Annotated in this window: 13 protein-coding genes; 3 read left to right on the top strand and 10 right to left on the bottom strand. The window is 48.6% G+C overall.

All coding sequences use genetic code 11. From position 1 onward, the window contains the following. The first annotated feature begins 101 nt into the window (after nucleotides 1–101). Together MKX70_RS01760 and MKX70_RS01765 are read left to right on the top strand one after the other, a co-directional pair. Nucleotides 102–1,043, top strand: a complete 942-nt coding sequence (locus MKX70_RS01760; RefSeq protein ID WP_340780983.1) for an AraC family transcriptional regulator — start codon at nucleotides 102–104, stop codon at nucleotides 1,041–1,043. A gap of 226 nt (nucleotides 1,044–1,269) precedes the next feature. After that, nucleotides 1,270–1,596, top strand: a complete 327-nt coding sequence (locus MKX70_RS01765) for a hypothetical protein (protein ID WP_340839429.1) — start codon at nucleotides 1,270–1,272, stop codon at nucleotides 1,594–1,596. Nucleotides 1,597–1,832: 236 nt separating this feature from the next. On the opposite strand, the gene MKX70_RS01770 is transcribed toward MKX70_RS01765, so the two are convergent. The 7 genes from MKX70_RS01770 to MKX70_RS01800 all read right to left on the bottom strand — a co-directional run bounded on the left by MKX70_RS01770 (nucleotide 1,833) and on the right by MKX70_RS01800 (nucleotide 15,471). Then, on the bottom strand, nucleotides 1,833–2,252 hold the full coding sequence (locus MKX70_RS01770) for an IS630 family transposase (protein ID WP_445323633.1): 420 nt from the start codon (nucleotides 2,250–2,252) through the stop codon (nucleotides 1,833–1,835). Between the two features lie 48 nt (nucleotides 2,253–2,300). Further along, complete coding sequence (locus tag MKX70_RS01775) at nucleotides 2,301–2,540, bottom strand: NifU family protein (RefSeq protein WP_042232579.1); 240 nt, start codon at nucleotides 2,538–2,540, stop codon at nucleotides 2,301–2,303. Nucleotides 2,541–2,792: 252 nt separating this feature from the next. Beyond that, nucleotides 2,793–4,190, bottom strand: coding sequence for a Fe-S cluster assembly protein SufB (gene sufB / locus MKX70_RS01780; RefSeq protein ID WP_042232577.1), 1,398 nt, complete (start codon nucleotides 4,188–4,190; stop codon nucleotides 2,793–2,795). Between the two features lie 54 nt (nucleotides 4,191–4,244). Beyond that, the gene (sufD, locus tag MKX70_RS01785; RefSeq protein ID WP_340839430.1) at nucleotides 4,245–5,552 is read right to left on the bottom strand and encodes a Fe-S cluster assembly protein SufD; all 1,308 of its coding nucleotides are present in this window, start codon (nucleotides 5,550–5,552) and stop codon (nucleotides 4,245–4,247) included. A gap of 23 nt (nucleotides 5,553–5,575) precedes the next feature. Further along, nucleotides 5,576–6,355, bottom strand: coding sequence for a Fe-S cluster assembly ATPase SufC (sufC, locus tag MKX70_RS01790; protein ID WP_042232573.1), 780 nt, complete (start codon nucleotides 6,353–6,355; stop codon nucleotides 5,576–5,578). Next, nucleotides 6,336–6,857 (bottom strand): MarR family transcriptional regulator, encoded by a 522-nt coding sequence (locus MKX70_RS01795; protein WP_042232571.1) that lies wholly within the window; start codon nucleotides 6,855–6,857, stop codon nucleotides 6,336–6,338. Before MKX70_RS01795 ends, sufC begins: the two co-directional genes overlap by 20 nt. Nucleotides 6,858–7,083: 226 nt before the next feature. Continuing rightward, a complete protein-coding gene (locus MKX70_RS01800; protein ID WP_340839431.1) occupies nucleotides 7,084–15,471 on the bottom strand; it encodes an S-layer homology domain-containing protein in 8,388 nt (2,795 codons plus the stop codon). Nucleotides 15,472–15,813: 342 nt separating this feature from the next. Between MKX70_RS01800 and MKX70_RS01805 the strand changes: the two genes are divergently transcribed. Further along, nucleotides 15,814–16,569: a GNAT family N-acetyltransferase gene (locus MKX70_RS01805; protein WP_197073033.1), complete on the top strand. Its 756-nt coding sequence runs from the start codon at nucleotides 15,814–15,816 to the stop codon at nucleotides 16,567–16,569. Between the two features lie 119 nt (nucleotides 16,570–16,688). On the opposite strand, the gene MKX70_RS01810 is transcribed toward MKX70_RS01805, so the two are convergent. The 3 genes from MKX70_RS01810 to MKX70_RS01820 all read right to left on the bottom strand — a co-directional run bounded on the left by MKX70_RS01810 (nucleotide 16,689) and on the right by MKX70_RS01820 (nucleotide 21,071). Beyond that, nucleotides 16,689–17,852, bottom strand: coding sequence for a DUF4317 domain-containing protein (locus MKX70_RS01810; RefSeq protein WP_042232566.1), 1,164 nt, complete (start codon nucleotides 17,850–17,852; stop codon nucleotides 16,689–16,691). Nucleotides 17,853–17,961: 109 nt separating this feature from the next. After that, a complete protein-coding gene (locus MKX70_RS01815; protein WP_042232563.1) occupies nucleotides 17,962–19,536 on the bottom strand; it encodes a GGDEF domain-containing protein in 1,575 nt (524 codons plus the stop codon). A gap of 611 nt (nucleotides 19,537–20,147) precedes the next feature. Next, the gene (locus tag MKX70_RS01820; protein WP_340839432.1) at nucleotides 20,148–21,071 is read right to left on the bottom strand and encodes a carbohydrate ABC transporter permease; all 924 of its coding nucleotides are present in this window, start codon (nucleotides 21,069–21,071) and stop codon (nucleotides 20,148–20,150) included. Nucleotides 21,072–21,080: the final 9 nt, after the last annotated feature.

The raw sequence follows: 21,080 nt of genomic DNA on the forward strand, positions 1-21,080 counted from the left end.
CCATTGTAAGCAGTAAAATACTCTATATCTAAGCACATTCATAGCAAAACTGCGCATTTTCGACCATTTATCTAATTAATATTCTAGAGGAGACCCCGGATATGCCCAGAAAAAAGAAGCCCGTCATCGAGTACCGCCACTACAGCTTGCCGATCCATTTCCCGGTGCTGCTGCTCTGCGGTGAACGCTGGAAGATCTCCGATATCAAAAGTGAGCACCTCCATTTCCATAACCACCTGGAGATTGGAATTTGCTATTCGGATAGCGGCATCATGGAGATCAAGGGCGAGTCTGTACCTTTTACAGCCGGTGATGTGACTTTCCTCCCCCGGTACCTTCCACATACGACGTATAGTTCTCCGGGTGAGGCCAGTCTGTGGTCTTATCTCTTTTTCTCGCCGGAGGACCTCTTTCAGCATTCCTTCAAAAGCGCCTATAGCAACTTCGAGCCGAATTTGTGGGCTGTGCAGGGGATGAACTGTATTTTGAATAAGGACAAGCATCCTATGGTGTATACCCTGGCCACGTCGATCGTAGAGGAATTGCTGCAGCAGAAGCCTTACTATCAGGAGAGCGCCTACGGCATGTTGCTGTCGCTGTATATCGAGCTGCTCCGAATCCATTCCACGAATGAGGCGCTGACCGATCAGGAAGCAGGGCATAATCTGAAGGGCGACTTCGTCATCTCCCCGGCGCTGGAGTATATCACCAGAAACTATATGCTGCCGATGACCATCGACTTCCTGGCTGACCTCTGCCACCTGAGCACCACCCACTTCCGCCGCAAATTCCATGAAATGATGGGCACCGCCCCTCTCGATTTCCTGAGCAGTACCCGGATCGAAGAGGCCTGCAAGCAGCTGAAAAGCACCGAGGATTCTATTCTTGAGATTTCTGAAAAGGTGGGGTTTCATTCCATCTCCAGCTTCAACCGCTGTTTCTCTAAGCTAATGGGCACGTCGCCCAAGGAATGGCGTAAGAGTGCACAGTCCGAGACGCAGTCGGCGAAGGCAAGTATTCTGGAATTTACGGGGTGGGTTTGAGAATCCATCTGAACCGGGTCATCTCCCGCAGTTTCCTTTAACTTATCTCTTTGTTATTTTATATACAGTTTGATTCTTCATACAACCTAATCCAAGTCAATTGATTTTTCTGCAGCGATCAACGACAATTCGATTATTGTCTATTTAGTAATCTTTTGTAATATAATGGATTGCAGGGTCCTATAAGGAGGGGGTCTACAACTAATTCACAAGGTGGTTATACATAATGAAACTTACCTTTCACAACAAAAAATCGCGATTTATATTGTTTTTATTGATTCTCCTTATGGGAATATACTTTATATTCTTTGGGCTTCCGTGGAAGTCTAGCGCTTTAAAAAAGCAATTTGAAGTCTATTTAGAAAATAAATATCAAATCGACTTTAAGCTGGATAAGATGGAATTTGATTTTATTCACCTGACTTATAATTCTCATGCATACCCCGTGAGTGATCCTACTCTTTATTTTTATGTGGGTCAAGATATTGAAACCAAGAAAATTCATGATCTCTATGAATATGTATTGGAGAAACGAAAGTCTGGAAGAAGATAGCACACTCATATGATTTATGAAAAGCAAAGAATCATCCTCATTCGGCTGATCCCTTGCTTTTTTTAGTAGAAAACTCATTAAGAGTTAAAATAGTCACCATTTTTTCCTACTTTTTATAATATTATGGAATTCGAGGAGATTAAATGGTAATATAATCCGTTTTTAAAATAAAGGAGATGATAGATTGTTTGTTAAAAAAACAATATTTATGTTGCTATATAAATTGAATTAAAGAATTACACATTTATACACAATCGATCAATCACTTCCATTGGATTCTGGTTTATGCGTTTCATAAAACTGCTGACAGCGGTTCGAATTTTGTATGTTTTATCGTAAAAAACGTTGTGGATGACATCACTTTTTAACCATTTCCAGAGTCCCTCAATGGGATTGAGATTAGGAGAATATTTGGGCAAAAACACAAACTCTAGCCGGGGTTCATCCTGTAGAAAACGTTCAATGGAAGCTGCTTTATGAATACGACCATTGTCCAGTACCATAACGATTTGCCCGGTAGGATATTCGGTGAGAAGTGAGTTCAAGAAGTGTTCGAACGCCTTTGCATCGTATGATTCGCTTTCTTGGTAAAACACTTTACCCGTTGCATAATCCAGTGTTCCAAAGAGCTTAGCGCCTTTTATAACAGTATCCACTGGAATAATTTCACTATTAGCACTTGAAAAAGGAACCCATGAAGAGTTTTAGTATACTTGTACAACTTCTTTAATATCATCGATTTCCTCAAGAATTGCGCGCTCAATAGCAGCCTTTAACGTAATCGTAGCACTTGGGCAACCGTTGCAAGCTCCCAAAAATCTTAATTTGGCTATACCGTTTTCAACCTCGACGAGTTCAGCATCACCACCGTCACGCAGTAAGAAAGGACGTAGTTTGAGTAGCACTTCCGCTACTTCATCGAATAAAATTCCATTCTCCTCCATTATGCCAACTCCTCTCATTGTTTTACTGAGTGGTCCTTTGCTTTTTTCCTAAGATTGGCCTCTTGATCCGAAAGTTCCCTTATAAGCGTATAAACAGAGTCTAAAGGTATCAACGCACCACAGCTTGCGCTCAATCCTGACAGCATATTGTAGTAGAACTGAAGTTTCCGTATCTCCCGGGTAAGTTGAGCTAGTTCTGAATTGTCCGAATTCTTTTTCTTCATTACCAACACCTCGTACTTCCTTTATGAATCAACCGATGCTTCCTTCCATCTCAAATTGAATCAGCCGATTCATTTCAACGGCATATTCCATCGGCAATTCTTTGGTAAACGGCTCAATGAAGCCCATTACAATCATTTGTGTGGCATCTTGTTCTGTAAGCCCGCGGCTCATTAAGTAAAACAATTGCTCCTCGGACACTTTGGATACTGTTGCCTCGTGCTCCAAGGTAATCTGATCGTTCTTAATTTCATTGTACGGAATCGTATCTGATGATGACAGATTGTCCAAAATCAACGTATCACACTTAATATTAGCCTTGGAGCCTGCGGAATCACGGCTGAAGCTGGACAATCCCCGGTAGTTTACTTTGCCGCCCTGCTTGCTGATGGATTTGGATATAATCGTAGATGTTGTCTCGGGAGCAAGGTGAATCACCTTCGCGCCGGCATCTTGATGCTGATCTTTTCCGGCTACGGCAATAGACAGGATGGACCCCTTAGCTCCCCTTCCTTTCAATAGTACAGCCGGATACTTCATGGTTACCTTGGAGCCGATGTTGCCGTCCACCCATTCCATTGTGGCATTTTCCTCTGCCACAGCCCTTTGGGTTACCAAATTGTAGATATTAGGAGCCCAGTTCTGGATGGTCGTGTAACGGACACGGGAATCTTTCCGGCAAATAATTTCAATAACTCCGCTATGCAGAGAACTGGTACTATAAATAGGCGCTGTGCATCCTTCAACATAATGGACAAAGCTGCCCTCTTCGGCAATAATTAATGTCCGCTCGAATTGTCCCATATTTTCAGAATTAATCCGGAAGTACCCTTGGATCGGAACCTCAACCTGAACACCTCTCGGGATGTATACAAAGCTGCCACCTGACCAAACCGCGCTGTTAAGCGCAGCGAATTTATTGTCGGCGGGAGGGATGATCGTTCCAAAATGTTGTTTGAACACTTCAGGATATTGCTTTAAAGCAGTATCCGTATCAAGGAAAACCACTCCCTGATCCTCCAGTTCCTTCCGCATACTGTGATAGACTACTTCCGACTCGTATTGAGCGGATACGCCTGCCAGAAATTTTTGCTCCGCTTCAGGAATACCTAGCTTGTCAAAGGTTGCTTTAATCTCGGAGGGAACCTCCTCCCAGGTCTTTCCCTGTTTTTCGGAAGGGCGAACGTAATATTGGATGTTATCAAGATTTAGCCCGGACAAATCCGCTCCCCACCCAGGCATCGGCATTTTGTAGAATTGCTTCAAAGCTTTCAGCCGAAAATCGAGCATCCACTCCGGCTCTTCCTTGATTCGGGAAATTTCCCGGACAATCTCTTCAGTCAGACCTTTTCCAGATTGAAAAATAGACTGGTGTTCATCGCGAAACCCATATTTATATTCACCCATATCCGGCGCTTTTTTAGCCATTAGTATCGCTCCTTTTAACCTTCATACGACTCACTTTGATTGGCCCCTGATTCCCTATGATCTGCCAAGCTTTTTCTCCACTACATCCTGCAGACGGCTACGCACTCCCTCCAGCGGGATCTCCGAAATGACAGGAGCGAGGAATCCGAAAATAACAAGATATTCGGCTTCACTCCGTGAGATCCCGCGCGACATCAGATAATAGATTTGTTCCGCATTGACTTGCCCCACGGATGCAGCATGACCGGCGGTTACATCATCCTCATCTATCAGCAGGATCGGATTGGCATCGCCGCGCGCATTTGGACTTAACATCAGTACACGTTCTGTTTGCTGACCATCACAATGGGTCGCACCTTTTTCAATTTTTGTAATCCCGTTGATAATGGCTGTAGCTTCTTCACGCATTACTGCGCGTGTGATCATCTGGCTCACCGAGCTTCTGCCAAAATGCTGGGCTTGCGTAGTAAAACTCAATTTCTGCCCCCCAGAGCCTATCGCAATCACCTTAGCGTCAGAGATGGACCCGTTGCCTTGGAGTAATGTCTTGGTATCACTGGCGGTATAGCCATTATTCATCTCGCCGACAATCCATTCTACACCGCCATCCGCAAGCACAACCGCACGCCGCTGGGTGAAGTCCGTTGTTGCTGCAGCAAGCTGATGAACAGAAGCGACCTGCACCTTGGAGCCTGCCCCTGCAAACACCTCTACCACACCGTTATGCAAAACCTTGATATCATCTCTGCTCGATATATAATGATCCACATAGCTGATCTTGCTGTTGTTACCAGTCACAATTAAGATGTGAGGAGCAAAGCGCCCCCCGCTCGTATCGCTATAAAAGATCGCTTGAATGGGAACTTCTACCTCTATACCGTCTGGGACATATAGAAAAACGCCACCACTCCATAAGGCACTGTGCACAGCGGACAATCTGTGCTCTTCCGGCTTCACTGCATGAAAGAGATAACGTTGAACCAACTCCTCATGCTCTTTTGCCGCAGTATGCAGGTCTGTTAAAATTACTCCCTGGGCGGCTAAGCTCCCGGACAATTCCGTATACACTACATCCGAATTGAACTGAACGATTAGTCCGCCTTTCACTGGAGAAGCCACCAAACCTCGAACAATCTCTGGCGCATCTTCCAAACCTGACCACGCATTCTCAGCTTTGTAATCTCCACTTTCGTGGATATCCCATTTTTCGAGTTTGATTTTCTCCACGCTTGGCAGCTCCAGCGTCCCTGCCAGCCCGAGTGCCTGAATCCGGCGTTCAAGCAGCCAACGGGGTTCATCCTTACCGTTTGACAAGGCGCGTAAATTGTCCACATTCATTGAATTTCTTGCTTGTATAGCCATTTGCTATTCCTCCTCTCCGGCCCTTAAACTTCCTCGCCTACTGCCTCATCGGTAATCCCAAGCTCTTCTTTTACCCAATCGTACCCTTCTGCCTCTAAACGGTTGGCAAGCTCCGGACCGCCAGATTTAACGATCCGGCCCTTCATCATGACATGCACAAAATCCGGGGTAATATAATTCAGCAATCGTTGATAATGGGTGATGATTAAAAAGCCTCTATCCGCGCTGCGCATCTCATTTACACCATTGGCCACAATACGCAGTGCATCAATATCAAGCCCGGAGTCCACTTCATCCAGGATCACAAACTTGGGTTCAAGCAGCATCATTTGCAAAATCTCATTCCGCTTTTTTTCACCGCCGGAGAAACCCTCATTTAAATAACGATGTACAAATTCCGGGTTCATCTCCAGCCCCTTCATTTTGCTCTCCATTTCACGGATGAAACGGATTAAGGATATTTCTTCTCCTTCTTCACGCCGTGAATTGATGGCACTTCTGAGAAAATCCGAATTGGTTACACCGGCAATTTCACTTGGGTATTGCATAGCGAGGAACAAGCCTGCCCGGGCACGCTCATCCACCTCCATCTCCAAAAGATCTTCATTGTCTAGTGTCACCTTGCCGCCAGTAACCTCATATTTGGGATGGCCCATTAAAGCTGAAGCTAACGTACTTTTCCCCGTCCCGTTGGGCCCCATAATCGCATGAATCTCTCCGCCCTGAATCTCCAGTGAGAGCCCTTTTAAAATTTCTTTCCCTTCAATCTTGGATCTTAATTCCTCAATCTTCAATGTCGTCATCTATCGTAAACTTCCCTTCGGAGTATTCTTCGGCACGCGCCACCAAATCGCTCATGAATTTGCCAATAGTCTGCAGTTCAGCCTCTGTATAGGATTCAATGAATTGGTAGAACCTTTCTTCTTTTTCTTTGTGGAGCTCTTTATGCAAATCATAAACGTGTCTTCCCTTATCCGTTAAACTAAAGTAAATCTCCTTACGATTGTTGTTCAGTTGACTTCTCATAATGAAGCCCATTTCCAGCAGCTTTGAACAAATTTTATTAATGCCAGCTTTGGACAACCCCATCTTCTCCACAATCCCGGTGTGATTTATCGGTTCATTGTCACCAATGCAATCAATCACGTGTACACTCGTAATATTGTTAGAGAGCATATCAATCTGGTATTTTCTGGCCTGTTGCCGAAACGAGTTAAATTCTTGTTCTGTATACAACTCATTTAGATGCAGCATTCTAATATATTGCTCGTAAAGATGACCCTTAAAATTATTTTGAAACTCCAATTTCGCTATCTCCCCTCTCTTGTAATAGTTGCAGACCAAGTTCAGTGTCAGCTATAGACTGTTTTATTTTGTTCGCTAGTGAACAAAATTATATTAACATAATTGATATTGATAATCAATATCAATTAACTTCATCTCCATATTTCTGGAAATTGTATAATTTTCTAAACAATAAAAAAGCGAATTCAGCTCTACGTCTGAATTCGCTTCTCCTTAATTAACCTAATTAATCAATTAAATCCGACTTCTGCAGCAGCCGCTGAATCAGCACTGCCACTTCCGCGCGGGTAACATTAGCTTTCGCCTCCAGCTTGCTGTCCCCACGGCCGGTGATTAAGCCCGCCTTAGCAGCAAGTGCCAGGCTATCCCCGGCCCAGGCGCCTATGCTGCCTGCATCTGTAAAGGCTGCAAGTACACTTGCTGTATCCACTGTACCAGTCTGGTCTGCCAGGCCTGTCAGCTTCATCGCCTTGGCGATAATACTCATGGCCTGCTCACGTGTGATCCGGGCTTCCGGACGGAAGGTTCCATCTTCGAATCCGGTGATCAGCCCGTATCCGGATGCTGTTTCCACCGCCGCTGCATACCAGCTATCCGCTGCAACATCTGCAAACGCCGATGTTCCTTCCCCAAGCTTCAATCCCAGGCCGCGTATGATAATCGCTGCGAACTCTGCACGGGTGATATCTGCATTCGGGTTGAAGGTCGTTTCATTCACACCGTTAATGACCAGACGCGATCCCATATCGTTCACTGCGTTCTTCGCCCAGTGATTGTCTACATCCGCAAAAGTCAGCGGATGCCAGACCACAGAATACGTGCTGTTCGTCAGACTGTTAATCTCTGCGTAATATTTGCCGTCCTTCTGGACGAGTCTGGTTGGTACATGACGTACTGTTCCATCCAGGTCAACCACGATTCCCGTCGTAATCCGGTTAGGGTCAATACCATCCGGAAGAGCTACTGTCCGCTCCACGTAAGCATTGAACCGGCTCACTTCCACTGTCGATGTACCGTAAGTTGCGGTAACGGTGAAATCCAGAGACGGTGCAACAAGGGTAAAGCTCCCTCTGCCTGCAGCAGCTGTCACTACCTGGTTCATGGATGCCGGGGTCCCGCCAATCGTAATCTTCAGCGTAATGTCCTCCAGCTTAATCCCGTTTCCTAGTCTCTCGGCCAACGCACCAATGTTGATCTCGGATGCCGGCAAAGTATACGTACCTTTGGTTGTCTGAAGCACCAGGGTAGCCGATACATTCTCCATGTTCTTGATCATCTGGCCGTCCAACTCGCCAACGATAATATTCGAATCCAGCATCATCGGAATGGTAACTACAGCTCCATTACCTTCCGCATCCAGCTTGGCTTGGAGTCTAGCGGGGTCTACGGCAATTGTAGTTGTTCTCAAGTTTCCGGAGGTCGTTGTTGTTGCTTTGCCTGCGTTCTCTTCCTTGCCGTTAACAAGGACGATCACATCGGTAACATTGCCCGCCGTGTTCCCGGTAGGAGTTCCGCTATTCGGGTTGCTTCCGCTTCCCGGGCTAACCGGATCGGGTTCCGGTGCAACAACCTCAGCCACCACAGCAGCTGTTGTGCTGCCGTACTTCACTACCTTACCGTCAGCATCTACTTCTGCTATCCCGATCCTATCGCCATTAGCCGCTGGAATCAGCCCATTGATTCCTATAAGGGTGTATCCCGTCAGGATTTCCCCCGCATTAGGTGCAACAACGCTGCCAGTGCCAAAATTCTTGTACAGCAGCTTATGTCCTGGAGCTGGCTCCGGTGTAACGCTGATCTGCGTATATCCGTTATTCCCCGTACCACTTGGATCGCTGGCGCTCACGGTCAAGCCCCCCGCAGGGATAAGCTCATTAGTTGTAAAGGTTAGCGTAGTTGCCGGCCCCGCCGGAACCGATCCGCTGGCCGCAACCCTTACCTTAACGGTGTGTTCACCGCTGAGGTCCGGCAGGTTGGTTCCGTCGTAGCGTACGAAAGTTCCGTCGTCGTCCACTGAGAATTCCATACTGGTATCCAGACCAACAATGGTATTGTTCTGGTCATCCGCTGCCACTTCAGGTGCAGCCGGGATGACTGCATCCGAGTCATGAACGGTAACCTGAGCAATATTAGAAGCGAATGCTGTTGCCGTTGCCTTCTCCCGTACATAATACGTGTCTGGTGCAAGGCCAGTAATGATTGTGTCTGTAACTTCTGACCAAAGGCCTGTACTGCCTATCTTGTACTCCATTTGTACTGTCAGATTCTGCAGAATACCGTCATTCGCCCCGTTATACGTTACATCTGTAACACTGACACCAACCGGTGCTGCCGGACGGGCTGGAAGACTCAATGTCTGCGCCACACTGTCTGTAGTCGTCGAGGTGTTACCTTTCTTCACGATACTCAGTAACGATCCCAGCCAGCTCTTATCGATGGCTAAATTACCATCCGCTGCCGCTGTTATTGGTATACCGTTCACTGTGTATGAAGCGTTCGGTGTCAGACCGGTCAGTTGCTCAGCCGCATATTCAATGTCCGCTGCCGGAGTCGCTTCAGGCGTTGCCGTGAACGACAATACCGTCAGTTGCACCGAAGCCGAGGTGAATGCCGCTGCCGTTGCTTTCATGCGGACATAATACGTGTCCGGGATAAGCCCTGTTACGGTTGTGCCTGCTACATCTGTCCAGGCACCCGCAGTCCCCTTCCTATATTCCATTTCGGTTGTTTCGTTCGTCAATGTACCATCGTTAGCATTTAACGCCGTTTCATCCGTAGCGGCTACATCAGTAGGCGCCACCGGACGTGCAGGAAGGCTCAGCGTCTGCACCGCACTGTCTATAGTCGTCGATGCGTTGCCCTTCTTCACGATGCTCAGTGATGTTCCGATCCAGCTACTATCGATCGCCAGCTTACCATCGGCTGTCGCCGTTACCGTCTGCGTACCGTTTATCGTGTACGAACCGTTCGGCGTCAGATCCATCAGCTGCTCTGCCGCATAGTCAATTTCTGCGACCGGGGTCGCTTCCGTTGTTGGCACAAACGCCACAACCGTTACACTCTGTGCTTCTGAGGCAAACGCCATCGAGGTTGCCTTCGTCCGGACATAATACGTGTCCGGGATAAGCCCTGTTACGGTTGTGCCTGCTACATCTGTCCAGGCACCCGCAGTCCCCTTCCTATATTCCATTTCGGTTGTTACGTTCGTCAATGTACCATCGTTAGCATTTAACGCCGTTTCATCCGTAGTGGCTACATCAGTAGGCGCCACCGGACGAGCAGGAAGGCTTATCGTCTGCACCGCACTGTCTATAGTCGTCGATGCGTTGCCCTTCTTCACGATGCTCAGTGATGTTCCGATCCAGCTACTATCGATCGCCAGCTTACCATCGGCTGTCGCCGTTACCGTCTGCGTACCGTTTATCGTGTACGCGCCGTTTGCCGTCAGATCCGTCAGCTGCTCTGCCACATAGTCAATTTCTGCGACCGGGGTCGCTTCCGATGTTGGCACAAACGCCACAACCGTTACACTCTGTGCTTCTGAGGCAAACGCCATCGAGGTTGCCTTCGTCCGGACATAATACGTGTCCGGAATCAGTTCCGTCACGCTTGTCGTGAGTACATTCGTCCAGGCGCCTGTCGCGCCATTCTTGTACTCCATCGCGGTAGTCACGTTTGTCAGCGTGCCGTTATTCGCACTGATCGCTGCTTCATCCGTCGCTGTCACACTAGTCGGTGCCGCCGGACGACTAGGAATATTTACTGTCTGCGCCGCACTGTCTATAGTTGTCGAACCGTTGCCTTTCTTCACAATACTCAGCGATGTTCCGAGCCAGCTGCTATCTATAGCCAGCTTACCATCGGCTGTCGCCGTTACCGTCTGCGTACCGTTTATCGTGTACGAACCGTTTGCCGTCAGATCCGTCAGCTGCTCTGCCACATAGTCAATTTCTGCGACCGGGGTCGCTTCCGTTGTTGGCACAAACGCCACAACCGTTACACTCTGTGCTTCTGAGGCAAACGCCATCGAGGTTGCCTTCGTCCGGACATAATACGTGTCCGGGATAAGCCCTGTTACGGTTGTGCCTGCTACATTCGTCCAGGCGCCTGTCGCGCCATTCTTGTACTCCATCGCGGTAGTCACGTTTGTCAGTGTCCCGTTATTCGCACTGATCGCTGTTTCATCCGTCGCTGTCACACTAGTCGGTGCCTCCGGACGAACAGGAAGGCTCAGTGTCTGCACCGCACTGTCTATAGTCGTCGATGCGTTGCCCTTCTTCACGATGCTCAGTGATGTTCCGAGCCAGCTGCTCTCGATCGCCAGCTTACCGCCAGCTGTCGCCGTTACCGATAACATACCGTTCACCGTGTACGAACCATTCGGCGTTAGGTCCATCAGTTGCTCAGCTGAGTAGTCAATGACGGCTGCCGGAGTTGCTTCAGGCGTTGGCACAAACACTTTCACCGTCACGCTGTGTGTTTCCGAAGCAAACGCTGTCGCCGTCGCTTTCGTCCGGACATAATACGTGTCCGGAATCAGTTCCGTCACGCTTGTCGTGAGTACATTCGTCCAGGCGCCTGTCGCGCCTTTCTTGTACTCCATCGCGATAGTCACGTTTGTCAGCGTGCCGTTATTCGCACTGATCGCTGTTTCATCCGTCGCTGTCACACTAGTCGGTGCCTCCGGACGAACAGGAAGGCTCAGTGTCTGCACCGCACTGTCTATAGTCGTCGATGCGTTGCCCTTCTTCACAATACTCAGCGATGTTCCGAGCCAGCTGCTATCTATAGCCAGCTTACCATCGGCTGTCGCCGTTACCGTCTGCGTACCGTTTATCGTGTACTCGCCGTTTGCCGTCAGATCCGTCAGCTGCTCTGCCACATAGTCAATTTCTGCGACCGGGGTCGCTTCCGATGTTGGCACAAACGCCACAACCGTTACACTCTGTGCTTCTGAGGCAAACGCCATCGAGGTCGCTTTCGTCCGGACATAATACGTGTCCGGAATCAGTTCCGTCACGCTTGTCGTGAGTACATTCGTCCAGGCGCCTGTCGCGCCTTTCTTGTACTCCATCGCGATAGTCACGTTTGTCAGCGTGCCGTTATTCGCACTGATCGCTGTTTCATCCGTCGCTGTCACACTAGTCGGTGCCTCCGGACGAACAGGAAGGCTCAGTGTCTGCACCGCACTGTCTATAGTCGTCGATGCGTTGCCCTTCTTCACAATACTCAGCGATGTTCCGAGCCAGCTGCTATCTATAGCCAGCTTACCATCGGCTGTCGCCGTTACCGTCTGCGTACCGTTTATCGTGTACTCGCCGTTTGCCGTCAGATCCGTCAGCTGCTCTGCCACATAGTCAATTTCTGCGACCGGGGTCGCTTCCGTTGTTGGCACAAACGCCACAACCGTTACACTCTGTGCTTCTGAGGCAAACGCCATCGAGGTTGCCTTCGTCCGGACATAATACGTGTCCGGAATCAGTTCCGTCACGCTTGTCGTGAGTACATTCGTCCAGGCGCCTGTCGCGCCTTTCTTGTACTCCATCGCGATAGTCACGTTTGTCAGCGTGCCGTTATTCGCACTGATCGCTGTCTCATCCGTTGCCGCCACACCAGTAGGTGCCGCCGGACGATTAGGAATATTTACTGTCTGCGCCGCACTGTCTATAGTTGTCGAACCGTTGCCTTTCTTCAGAATACTCAGCGATGTTCCGAGCCAGCTGCTATCTATAGCCAGCTTACCGTCGGCTGTCGCCGTTACCGCCAGTGTACCGTTTATCGTGTACGAACCGTTCGGCGTCAGATCCATCAGCTGCTCTGCCGCATAGTCAATGACGGCTGATGGCGTCGCTTCCGGCGATGCCGTGAACAGCGATACGGTCGCCTCCATCGGCGAACCGCTGATTGTGTAACCGTTAGGTGCAATTACCGCTACAGATACGGTACCTTCTTGTGTTACAGAAGTCAGCGCTATGCTCCAATGGGTGCCTGCGCCGCTCAAAGTCCCTTTTAATGCGGAGCCTGTGCCATCCGTAATCGTGATATCATCTGCCGTAAGTCCGGCAATCGCGGTATCGAAGGTCAGATCAATCTTCGTAGAGGTTGTTGTTCCGGATACGCCGTCAGCAACCACCGATTGCAGTGCAACCGGGACTGCAGGTCCGGGAACATACTCATATGCTCCGATATCTACCGTCCCCCCGTAAATACGCGCCACTCCTGCCAAATCCAGGGCTCCAGCTGTTTTCGTGTTATCCCCTTGATTAATTGCCGATACTGCGGAGCCCTTCAGAAGGAAATTGCCGCCCGCTGCATCCACAAACGGATCGCCGGAAATGACATTATTTCCGCTCTCAACAAGAGTATCGTTATTATAATTGTAGAACAATTCCTCCAAAGTGCCTGCCGGAGCCGCCTCCTGCTTATTCCCAATCAGCACATTATTGTAGATATCCAGTGAGCTGGAGCCGGGAGAACTGGACACAGCATACATTGCCGGACCATAAGATGCCCCTGTCCCTGTATTATTCGCATGATTGTTATAGAATGTATTATTCCAGATCTTCAGATGCGGATCTAACATTACACCGATGGCCGATCCGTAAGCATCATTTGTAGAATTGCTGTTCGAGCTGTTATTAGCAAACAGAGAATTGCTGATTACGCCATCCATGTAACCATTGTAGTATAGCGCAGCTCCCTGAATTACTTCAGTCGTACTGGTGGCTGTGAGCACATTGTCCTTGAACACTATCCGGTCAAGATCAACTTCGTACGGAGCAGCAAGCGCGGCTAGAGATGCGATCGATCCGGTCTGCTTATACGTCATTGTGTTAGCGTCAAAAACTATGTTATTCAGTTGAATACTGCTGTAGTAGTTGCCGCCGACCGCCAGCGCGGAGCCGAAAGCATCATACATACCACTGCTGTCGGTAATATCAAAGCCAGTCAGGCGAACATCCGACATTTCGAATATCCCCGAACCGGTGGCCAGAATGCCCCGGTATCCATTGCCGTTAATCGTTATGGCCGGTTGACCCGTGGCATCCTGTATACCTGTAAGCTTGAAGCCGCCGGTTGAAGCGTCGCCGATGGTCGTACCTTTCCAGTCCTGATCGTTCCAGCCTGTCAGATTCGACTGAAGCGTAATCGTCTGGCCCGCAAGCGAAGGATCGAAATCAACCTGCCCGCCACTGACAGCACCCGCCTGCTCTAATGCCCAGCGCAGCGAACCCGCACCGCTGTCATTCGTATTAGTGACCGTAAATACATGATTGCCCTGAGCCGGTCCGGTATCAAACAGCTTCCCGTTAATCCTGTAATGGCTGGCATCGGTATTATCTGTTTTGATGAAGACAACTTTATCGCCGAAGGCGGGATATACAGAGAATTTCGGATAATATTCCACATCGAACATCCAGGTCGCTTCATTGTAGCCCTCAAAGACCACCGGAGCGGAATCCACAGGCTGATTGGGTGCTGAGACCAGGTAACCGTCATAGTCATAATAATTCAGGTAAGCATACTGGGTTCCTGACCATTCTGTACCGATATTGTACGCATCGTTGATTGCAGCATTGGAGGTGGGGTCCGTGCTTATGGTTACAAAGCCCGGCATGGCACCATTCCTGTAAACAGCAGCTGAGGTTTCGCCCAGATAGCCGCTTACTGTAAATCCGCCTTGGCTTGTACCCTCGTTGTCATATAAGGAGACCTCGGAGTTCCCGGTTCTCCAGTCATATTGACTAAACATGAAATTCCCGTTGCCCAGCGTAGACAGAAACAGCTGTTTCTCGCCTGTTCTTGCTCCCAAGTCAATGGTCTTTAACAGCGCACCGCTGTTAGTGAAGAGCTTCAGATAGATGTTATCGGCTGACGCTCCAGAGTTGTATGCAACCATATACACGCCGTCTCCAGCGGATACATAAGACATGCTTGCATTATAGTTCACTAGAAGTGTTTCGCTTGAAACAGGTGTGCCCGTAGCACTGAATACACGCGTAACCGTGCTGACATTGTCATTTCTTTGCCACGAAAAAGCTATATTGCCGTCAGACAACTCCGCGATCGTTACAAAACGCGTGAGTGCGGGATTGCTGGCGGCAGAAAATGTATTAATCTGAGTCTGACTAGTCACCTTCTGTCCCGACTCGTTAATCACCATGAAATAGGTATTGGGAGTGCTCTCGATAACGGTTCCTAATTGCAGATTGTTACTGCTGCTGTCGCTTTTGTTGTACGTGATCAACAGATTTCCGTCACTTAGCGCAAGCATACTCACATCTGTCATTTTGTAATAGGTATCCATTAAGCTGCTCAGATTAATATCCGTAATCAGCGCTCCTGTGTTATCATAAACCTTCAAAAAATGAGTATAAACATACGAATTCCCTACATAATTAAATGTGCTTAGAATTACTGCCGTATTCCCGTTCGGAAGACCCTCAGCATCAGTTACACTCTTGTTCGTGGTGTTCGCTAACGGAGGCTCAATAACAAAGTCTGCCTTTTCAGTGAATGAAGGTATGGCAGCATAAGCCCGGAGTGACATCACCGGCAGCAGCCCAATTACCAGCATCAAAGCCATTCCTATTTTCCCTATCTTTTTTAACATAGCTTTCCTCCTTGTCGAATGACCATTCCTATATTATTGATGGCGCTTACGCGATGTTCTCCATTACAGCGTTAAATTGTTTACATCCTAGTTTATCGACATTTTTCGCAAAAAAGTTAATCATTTAGACAAAAAAATATATCAAAAAGTGATATTAATATATCTTTCGCCCTTGCATTATCATGAGACAATACAAAAAACCTACTCTGTCCACTGAACAGAATAGGCCTGTTTAATTTAAAGTCCGCTGACATTTATTACAGTACTTCTCATCCGTATTCCGTATAATCAAGCAAAATGATAGCGTATACATTACAAAAAAATATGAAATGGGCGATGAATATGGATCACCAAACTATAAGAAGGCATATCGAAGAAAGCGCTACTTTTTATCTGGATATTCTAGGAAAATCTGAACACATGGAGACAGCGCAGCTTCCACATTACACGATCATACGTCCTATAAAGGGACAGCATGGCGGAACGTCCATTTATAATATTCAAATCGATCAGCTGCCAGAATCCGAAGCGCTTCGCGTTGTTCAGGAGATCCAAGACCACAAGGAGCATACCTTCTGGGGGATGTATCCCTCTGAGCGATTGCTTCAGTACTTTGGGGAAGGCGCACATAGACCAGAGCCATTGTCAGAGCCTAATGAGGATGAGGCAGGGATGGCTCTGCTGGTTGCCGACATGCCTGATTATCCAGACATAGCCGAAGGTATTAGCATCAAGAAGGTTAGCAGTGCTGAGGATTTCAAGCTATGGGCGCTATTGAATAATTTTGTCATTCACCAAGGTTATCCGATTATCCATCCCGAGTTTCATTACCCTGTGTGTCAGGAAGGTATTCTTGCATGCTTCAATATATATGATCAAGGAATACTGGCTGGCGTATCCTCCCTTATGAATCATAATGGAATCTTCTCCCTGGAGTTTGTTGCAGTGTCTAGCGCGTTCCGAAGAAGAGGCGTTGCTACCGCTGCAATCATTGCTGCAGCCCAGGATGCTGCCGCCCAAGGTGCTGAGCTTATAACCTTAAGGGCGACGGGACCCATCAAATATCTGCTGCCAAAGCTTGGATTCCGCATTTATTAGTAACTATTCTTACAAATGCAACAAGGGCTATCCCCTGTCTGTAGAGACTTCGGGGATAACCCATTACTTTTCTATCTATATTTTCTATGATAAGTCTATCTGCACACCCAAGATTATTATCATATCTCCGTAAGCAGCGTGAAGCCTTCAATTACGGCATCTTCATCAATCTCAATCATGATGCAGCGTTTCCCCTGATAATTCACCTGTCTCACATACTTCAGATCCTGTGGGCTGACCGTAATCGAAGCTACCTTCGTATCAATCTTGATCGATTTGGATGTGAATTTCGGTATCACACTCGTTGCCTTCATCTCATAATGCTTGTTGTCGACGATGGTTTCAAATGCACGCTCTACCTTGTCCATTGTCACTTCCTCTACACCGCTCGCCTTCAGGACACGCTCCACATCCCGGTAATCGAGCTTCGGCGGTTCTTCCTCATCCTCGTGGTCTTCGATGACCTGGTGAATCTCCTCGTATACCTGCGCAATGGTCGCCACGTCGAGTTGTTCGCCCGTTATTTCCTTCACAATATCCTCGAAGATGGATCTCTCTTCCATGGCTGTCACGGACCGTTCCGCATTGAGCACCTGTTCGATGAAATGCGGGTTCGGATTATTCGAGCTCCCCGTACAATACAGAACACGATTTACATCGGAATAGTTGTCCGTCACACTCGGGTAGAAGAACCCTTGCTCCGGCGTACTTAGCTTGATGATCGGATCGACCATCACGTTGTATTTGAACTCCCGCTCCACGTAATCGAACAGAAGGGTTTTGCGCTGCTGCTCCGTAGAGTTCACACTGCATAGAATGAACGGATGTGAGAACATCTCATCCTTACCGGTCTCTTCGGCTTCGTCATTCCGTGCCTTGGTCGGCCGGAAGTATTGTCCGCGGACAAATGTGATTACCGCATCTTTCTCATACTTGACATCCACCAGCATTTTGTCCACGAGCATCAGCATCAGATCCTGCCATTCCTCCGGATCACCCGTCACCAGACCCTGGTGAAGCATGACCTGGGACGGTTCCTCGGCTTCCTCCAGGAACTTCAGCTCGAACAATTTATGATCCAGCTCTCCGGTCAGCAGCTTCCGGAAATTGCCCATGTACAGCTCCTGCTTCTCGCGGTCCAGCATAGCGAACGGCTGGCGCTCACAATGATAGATCTCATTGGTTTCCTTCATAATATACACGTTCAGAATATCGAACAGATGCAGCTGATCATGGTCCATCTTAAATTGCTTACGTATATGTGCGGCTTCTTTCTTTATCATGTTCTGGGCACAGCTCCTATGAAGTAAATTGGTTTATTCAGTATAAACGATATAAAAACCCTTCGCCAGAAGGGTTTTTATTGCTGGTTCTATTCAGTTGTGTACAAGCTTACAGCAATGTCTCACTTGCCATATCGTCTCTGTCAGTGGGAGCTCCTGGACTTCTTCGCTTCACCTCATACATCCGTTTGTCGGCCTGCCGCAGCAGATCGTCCGATGTCCTGCCGTCTCGCGGGTACAGACTGATGCCGATGCTCATATCAATCTTCAGCTGCTCGCCCCCGTAATCCAGTACAGCCTGTTCGGAGGCTACCTGCAGCCGGCGTTCCAGTTCCGCGGCAGTAAGGCCATCGTGTCCCAAGGGGCAGAATAGCACGAATTCGTCGCCGCCGAAGCGGGCAGCCAGTCCGGATGGCTGGGCCAGCTCACGGATAATGACGGCCACCCGGCATAACACAAGATCCCCAGCCGCATGGCCGTACCGGTCGTTAACTTGCTTGAACCCGTCGAGATCAATCAGCATAATCGCCAGCTCGTCACCGTTACGGTCCGCTTCCGTAAGAGCCTTCTCCAGCTCATCATAGAAATGCCTGCGGTTCGGCAGCTCTGTAAGCGGATCATGATAGGCCATGAACGCGATTTGACGCAAATGCTGATTGCGCGCCCCGATGTCACGAATAAGCAGAACAGCATGGATTTCATGATCCACCGACACGTAATCACCATTAATCATGACCTCGATCATACTGTCTCCGTTACGCAGCACCCTTTCCATCTCGCCGATATCCTCTTGCTCCCTCAGCTTGGCTACGATATCCGCACCGCCCAGATCGGTAAGATTGGCCGTCCCGAGAGCCAGCCGGTCGAACATCTTACCGGCACTCGAATTCGCTTCCTTGATGCTGCCGGGCAGCGAGACGAGCAGTGCTGCCTGGGAGTTGATCTGAAACATCTTCTCGTAGCGTTGTCCCGCATGATTGAGGAACTCGTATTTCTGCATGGATAGACGCAGCACGAAGCACCAGATCAGTCCTCCGTAAATATAGGCATAGGGCGGCATGAATTCCTCGAAGCGGATATAGCCGAACAGTGCTACCCAGACGAACGTAACCCAGGAGCCGTGCTCCAGCAGCTTGAAGATGCCTCCATGCTCCTGGTAAGCCGGATCCGCCGCGCTCCATTTGCGTGCGCTGCGCAACATCACGATGGGGATGAAGCTAAGCAGCAGGCTTGCCGTCAAGGTACCGTAATAAGCCGCGTTGGCCACCGGCCATTTCCAGACTCCTGCGGTAACGAACACCTGGACAGAGGTATACGATTGATGACTGATCAGGCCAGCCGGAATAGCCAGCACCAGTACATGAAACAGGTATGGGTACCAGGGCCGCGGCAGCCGCTTATGCAAGCCAATCAACCGGGCAACGAGGTGAAAGCCGAGCCCGGGAATGAAGATGCCCGCATTGGCGAACCAGAACGCAGCCAGCACAGGACTATATTCAATCGGCAGCATATACCGGATATACTCCTCCAGGAACAGCAGGAAGTAGCACAGGATCGTTGCGCTAACCAGACGATGTTCAATCTTCTTGGGGTTGCGCAGCAGCACGTCCACCCCCATGTAGAAGAAGAAGAGCATCGGCAACCAATAAAACACGATGGGGATCCATACTTGGGTCGGGCTCATTTCTGTTCTCCTCTGCAGTCTGTCAACCCGTTACACCACGGGAATATATTAATTTCAATATATATACCGGCGGGGGATGCCGTCAATAGCAATAGGAATACGAAAGTGGATGTAACCACCATTCTTCTGCCGGCAGATTCTTTTAATACCAGTACTAACAATAACATTGATAATAGCTGCGCCTATCGATTTATCCTCTTCAGATCATTCTCTTGACCTCGGTCCCGTAGGAATGAGGCCTCAGATCGACATCTGAGTCAGGATCCATTTGCCCATTCAACGAATAAACGGATATGGATTCAAATTAAAGATTCCTCACATTTCACATTTACCGACTTCCCTGACCTTGTGAGAACGTACAAAATGGTCCGGAAATTGGTTGGAGACCGGGAATCGGCCGCCCGAATCAGACAATATGTAATGAACTTTATCCTTGATCAGGATGATGTAAGCGTTGATTCCCAAGACTATCTCCTTAGAAAGTTAAGCCCCTATAAGCAAACAAGCGATCTTCAAGAAGAGGCTGGCTGCCGCTCGAAGATCGCTTGTTTATAATGACTCTATTTTACTACGTGAGGGCTGGCCCTGTTGGTAGTCTTTTAGCTTGCACCTTAGCCTTTCACACCACCGACAACCATCCCTTTGACGAAATACTTCTGCAGGAACGGATAGACGATGATAATCGGCACACTGGCGACAATGGTCATCGTAGCACGGATAGAGGTCGGTGTAACGGTCGCTTTGTTGCCCTGCGCGTTCGCAAAGGCATCGGCTGCCGAGGAACTGGACATCGCGGTGTTGGATGTTGACAGCATCTTCATCAGCTCGTATTGCAGAGTACTCAGGCTTGGCGTGGAGGAGTTGTATAGGAAGACGTCGAACCAGGAGTTCCACTGATAGACCGCTACGAACAAGGAGACAGTAGCCAGAGCCGGAACCGTCAGCGGGAGTACAATACGCGAGAACGTAATGAAGTCTCCGGCGCCGTCGATTTTGGCCGATTCCATCAACCCCTCAGGCAGTGCCTCGATGAAGGAACGGATGACAATCATATTAAATACGCCGATGATACCCGGGATAATATAGACCCAGAAGGTATTAAGCATATTCAGCTCTTTGATCAGCAGGTAGCCCGGGATCAGACCGCCGCTGAAGTACATGGTGAAAATAAAAGTGACGGACACAAACTTCTTCAGCTTATATTCCGGACGGCTGACAGTATAGGCAAGCATCGCTGTACAGAATACGGAGACCACAGTTCCGACAATCGTCCGTGCTGCGGAGATGAAAGTCGAATAGAAAATGTTGGATTCACTGAATACATACTCAAAGTTTCGCAGCGTCCATTCCCGCGGCCAGATATAGATATCCCCACGGACGGAGTCATTCGCTTCATTGAACGATAGAGCAAACATATTCAGGAACGGATAGAGGGTAACAATCACCAAGAGAATCATGAAGACCGTATTGCAGATATCAAAGATTCGGTCACCCAACGAAGAATTCCGGTATGAATTGGTTTTGGATTTAGCCATTACTTGTGT

It is taken from the genome of Paenibacillus sp. FSL R7-0312, from assembly GCF_038004445.1.
GTDB lineage: Bacteria > Bacillota > Bacilli > Paenibacillales > Paenibacillaceae > Paenibacillus_AQ.

Bases quoted from the DNA above. Each gene is read 5' to 3' on its own strand.
- MKX70_RS01760 (WP_340780983.1), top strand. From the start codon at position 102: ATGCCCAGAAAAAAGAAGCCCGTCATCGAGTACCGCCACTACAGCTTG.
- MKX70_RS01765 (WP_340839429.1), top strand. From the start codon at position 1,270: ATGAAACTTACCTTTCACAACAAAAAATCGCGATTTATATTGTTTTTA.
- MKX70_RS01775 (WP_042232579.1), bottom strand. From the start codon at position 2,540: ATGGAGGAGAATGGAATTTTATTCGATGAAGTAGCGGAAGTGCTACTC.
- sufB (WP_042232577.1), bottom strand. From the start codon at position 4,190: ATGGCTAAAAAAGCGCCGGATATGGGTGAATATAAATATGGGTTTCGC.
- sufD (WP_340839430.1), bottom strand. From the start codon at position 5,552: ATGGCTATACAAGCAAGAAATTCAATGAATGTGGACAATTTACGCGCC.
- sufC (WP_042232573.1), bottom strand. From the start codon at position 6,355: ATGACGACATTGAAGATTGAGGAATTAAGATCCAAGATTGAAGGGAAA.
- MKX70_RS01800 (WP_340839431.1), bottom strand. From the start codon at position 15,471: ATGTTAAAAAAGATAGGGAAAATAGGAATGGCTTTGATGCTGGTAATT.
- MKX70_RS01805 (WP_197073033.1), top strand. From the start codon at position 15,814: ATGGATCACCAAACTATAAGAAGGCATATCGAAGAAAGCGCTACTTTT.
- MKX70_RS01810 (WP_042232566.1), bottom strand. From the start codon at position 17,852: ATGATAAAGAAAGAAGCCGCACATATACGTAAGCAATTTAAGATGGAC.
- MKX70_RS01815 (WP_042232563.1), bottom strand. From the start codon at position 19,536: ATGAGCCCGACCCAAGTATGGATCCCCATCGTGTTTTATTGGTTGCCG.
- MKX70_RS01820 (WP_340839432.1), bottom strand. From the start codon at position 21,071: ATGGCTAAATCCAAAACCAATTCATACCGGAATTCTTCGTTGGGTGAC.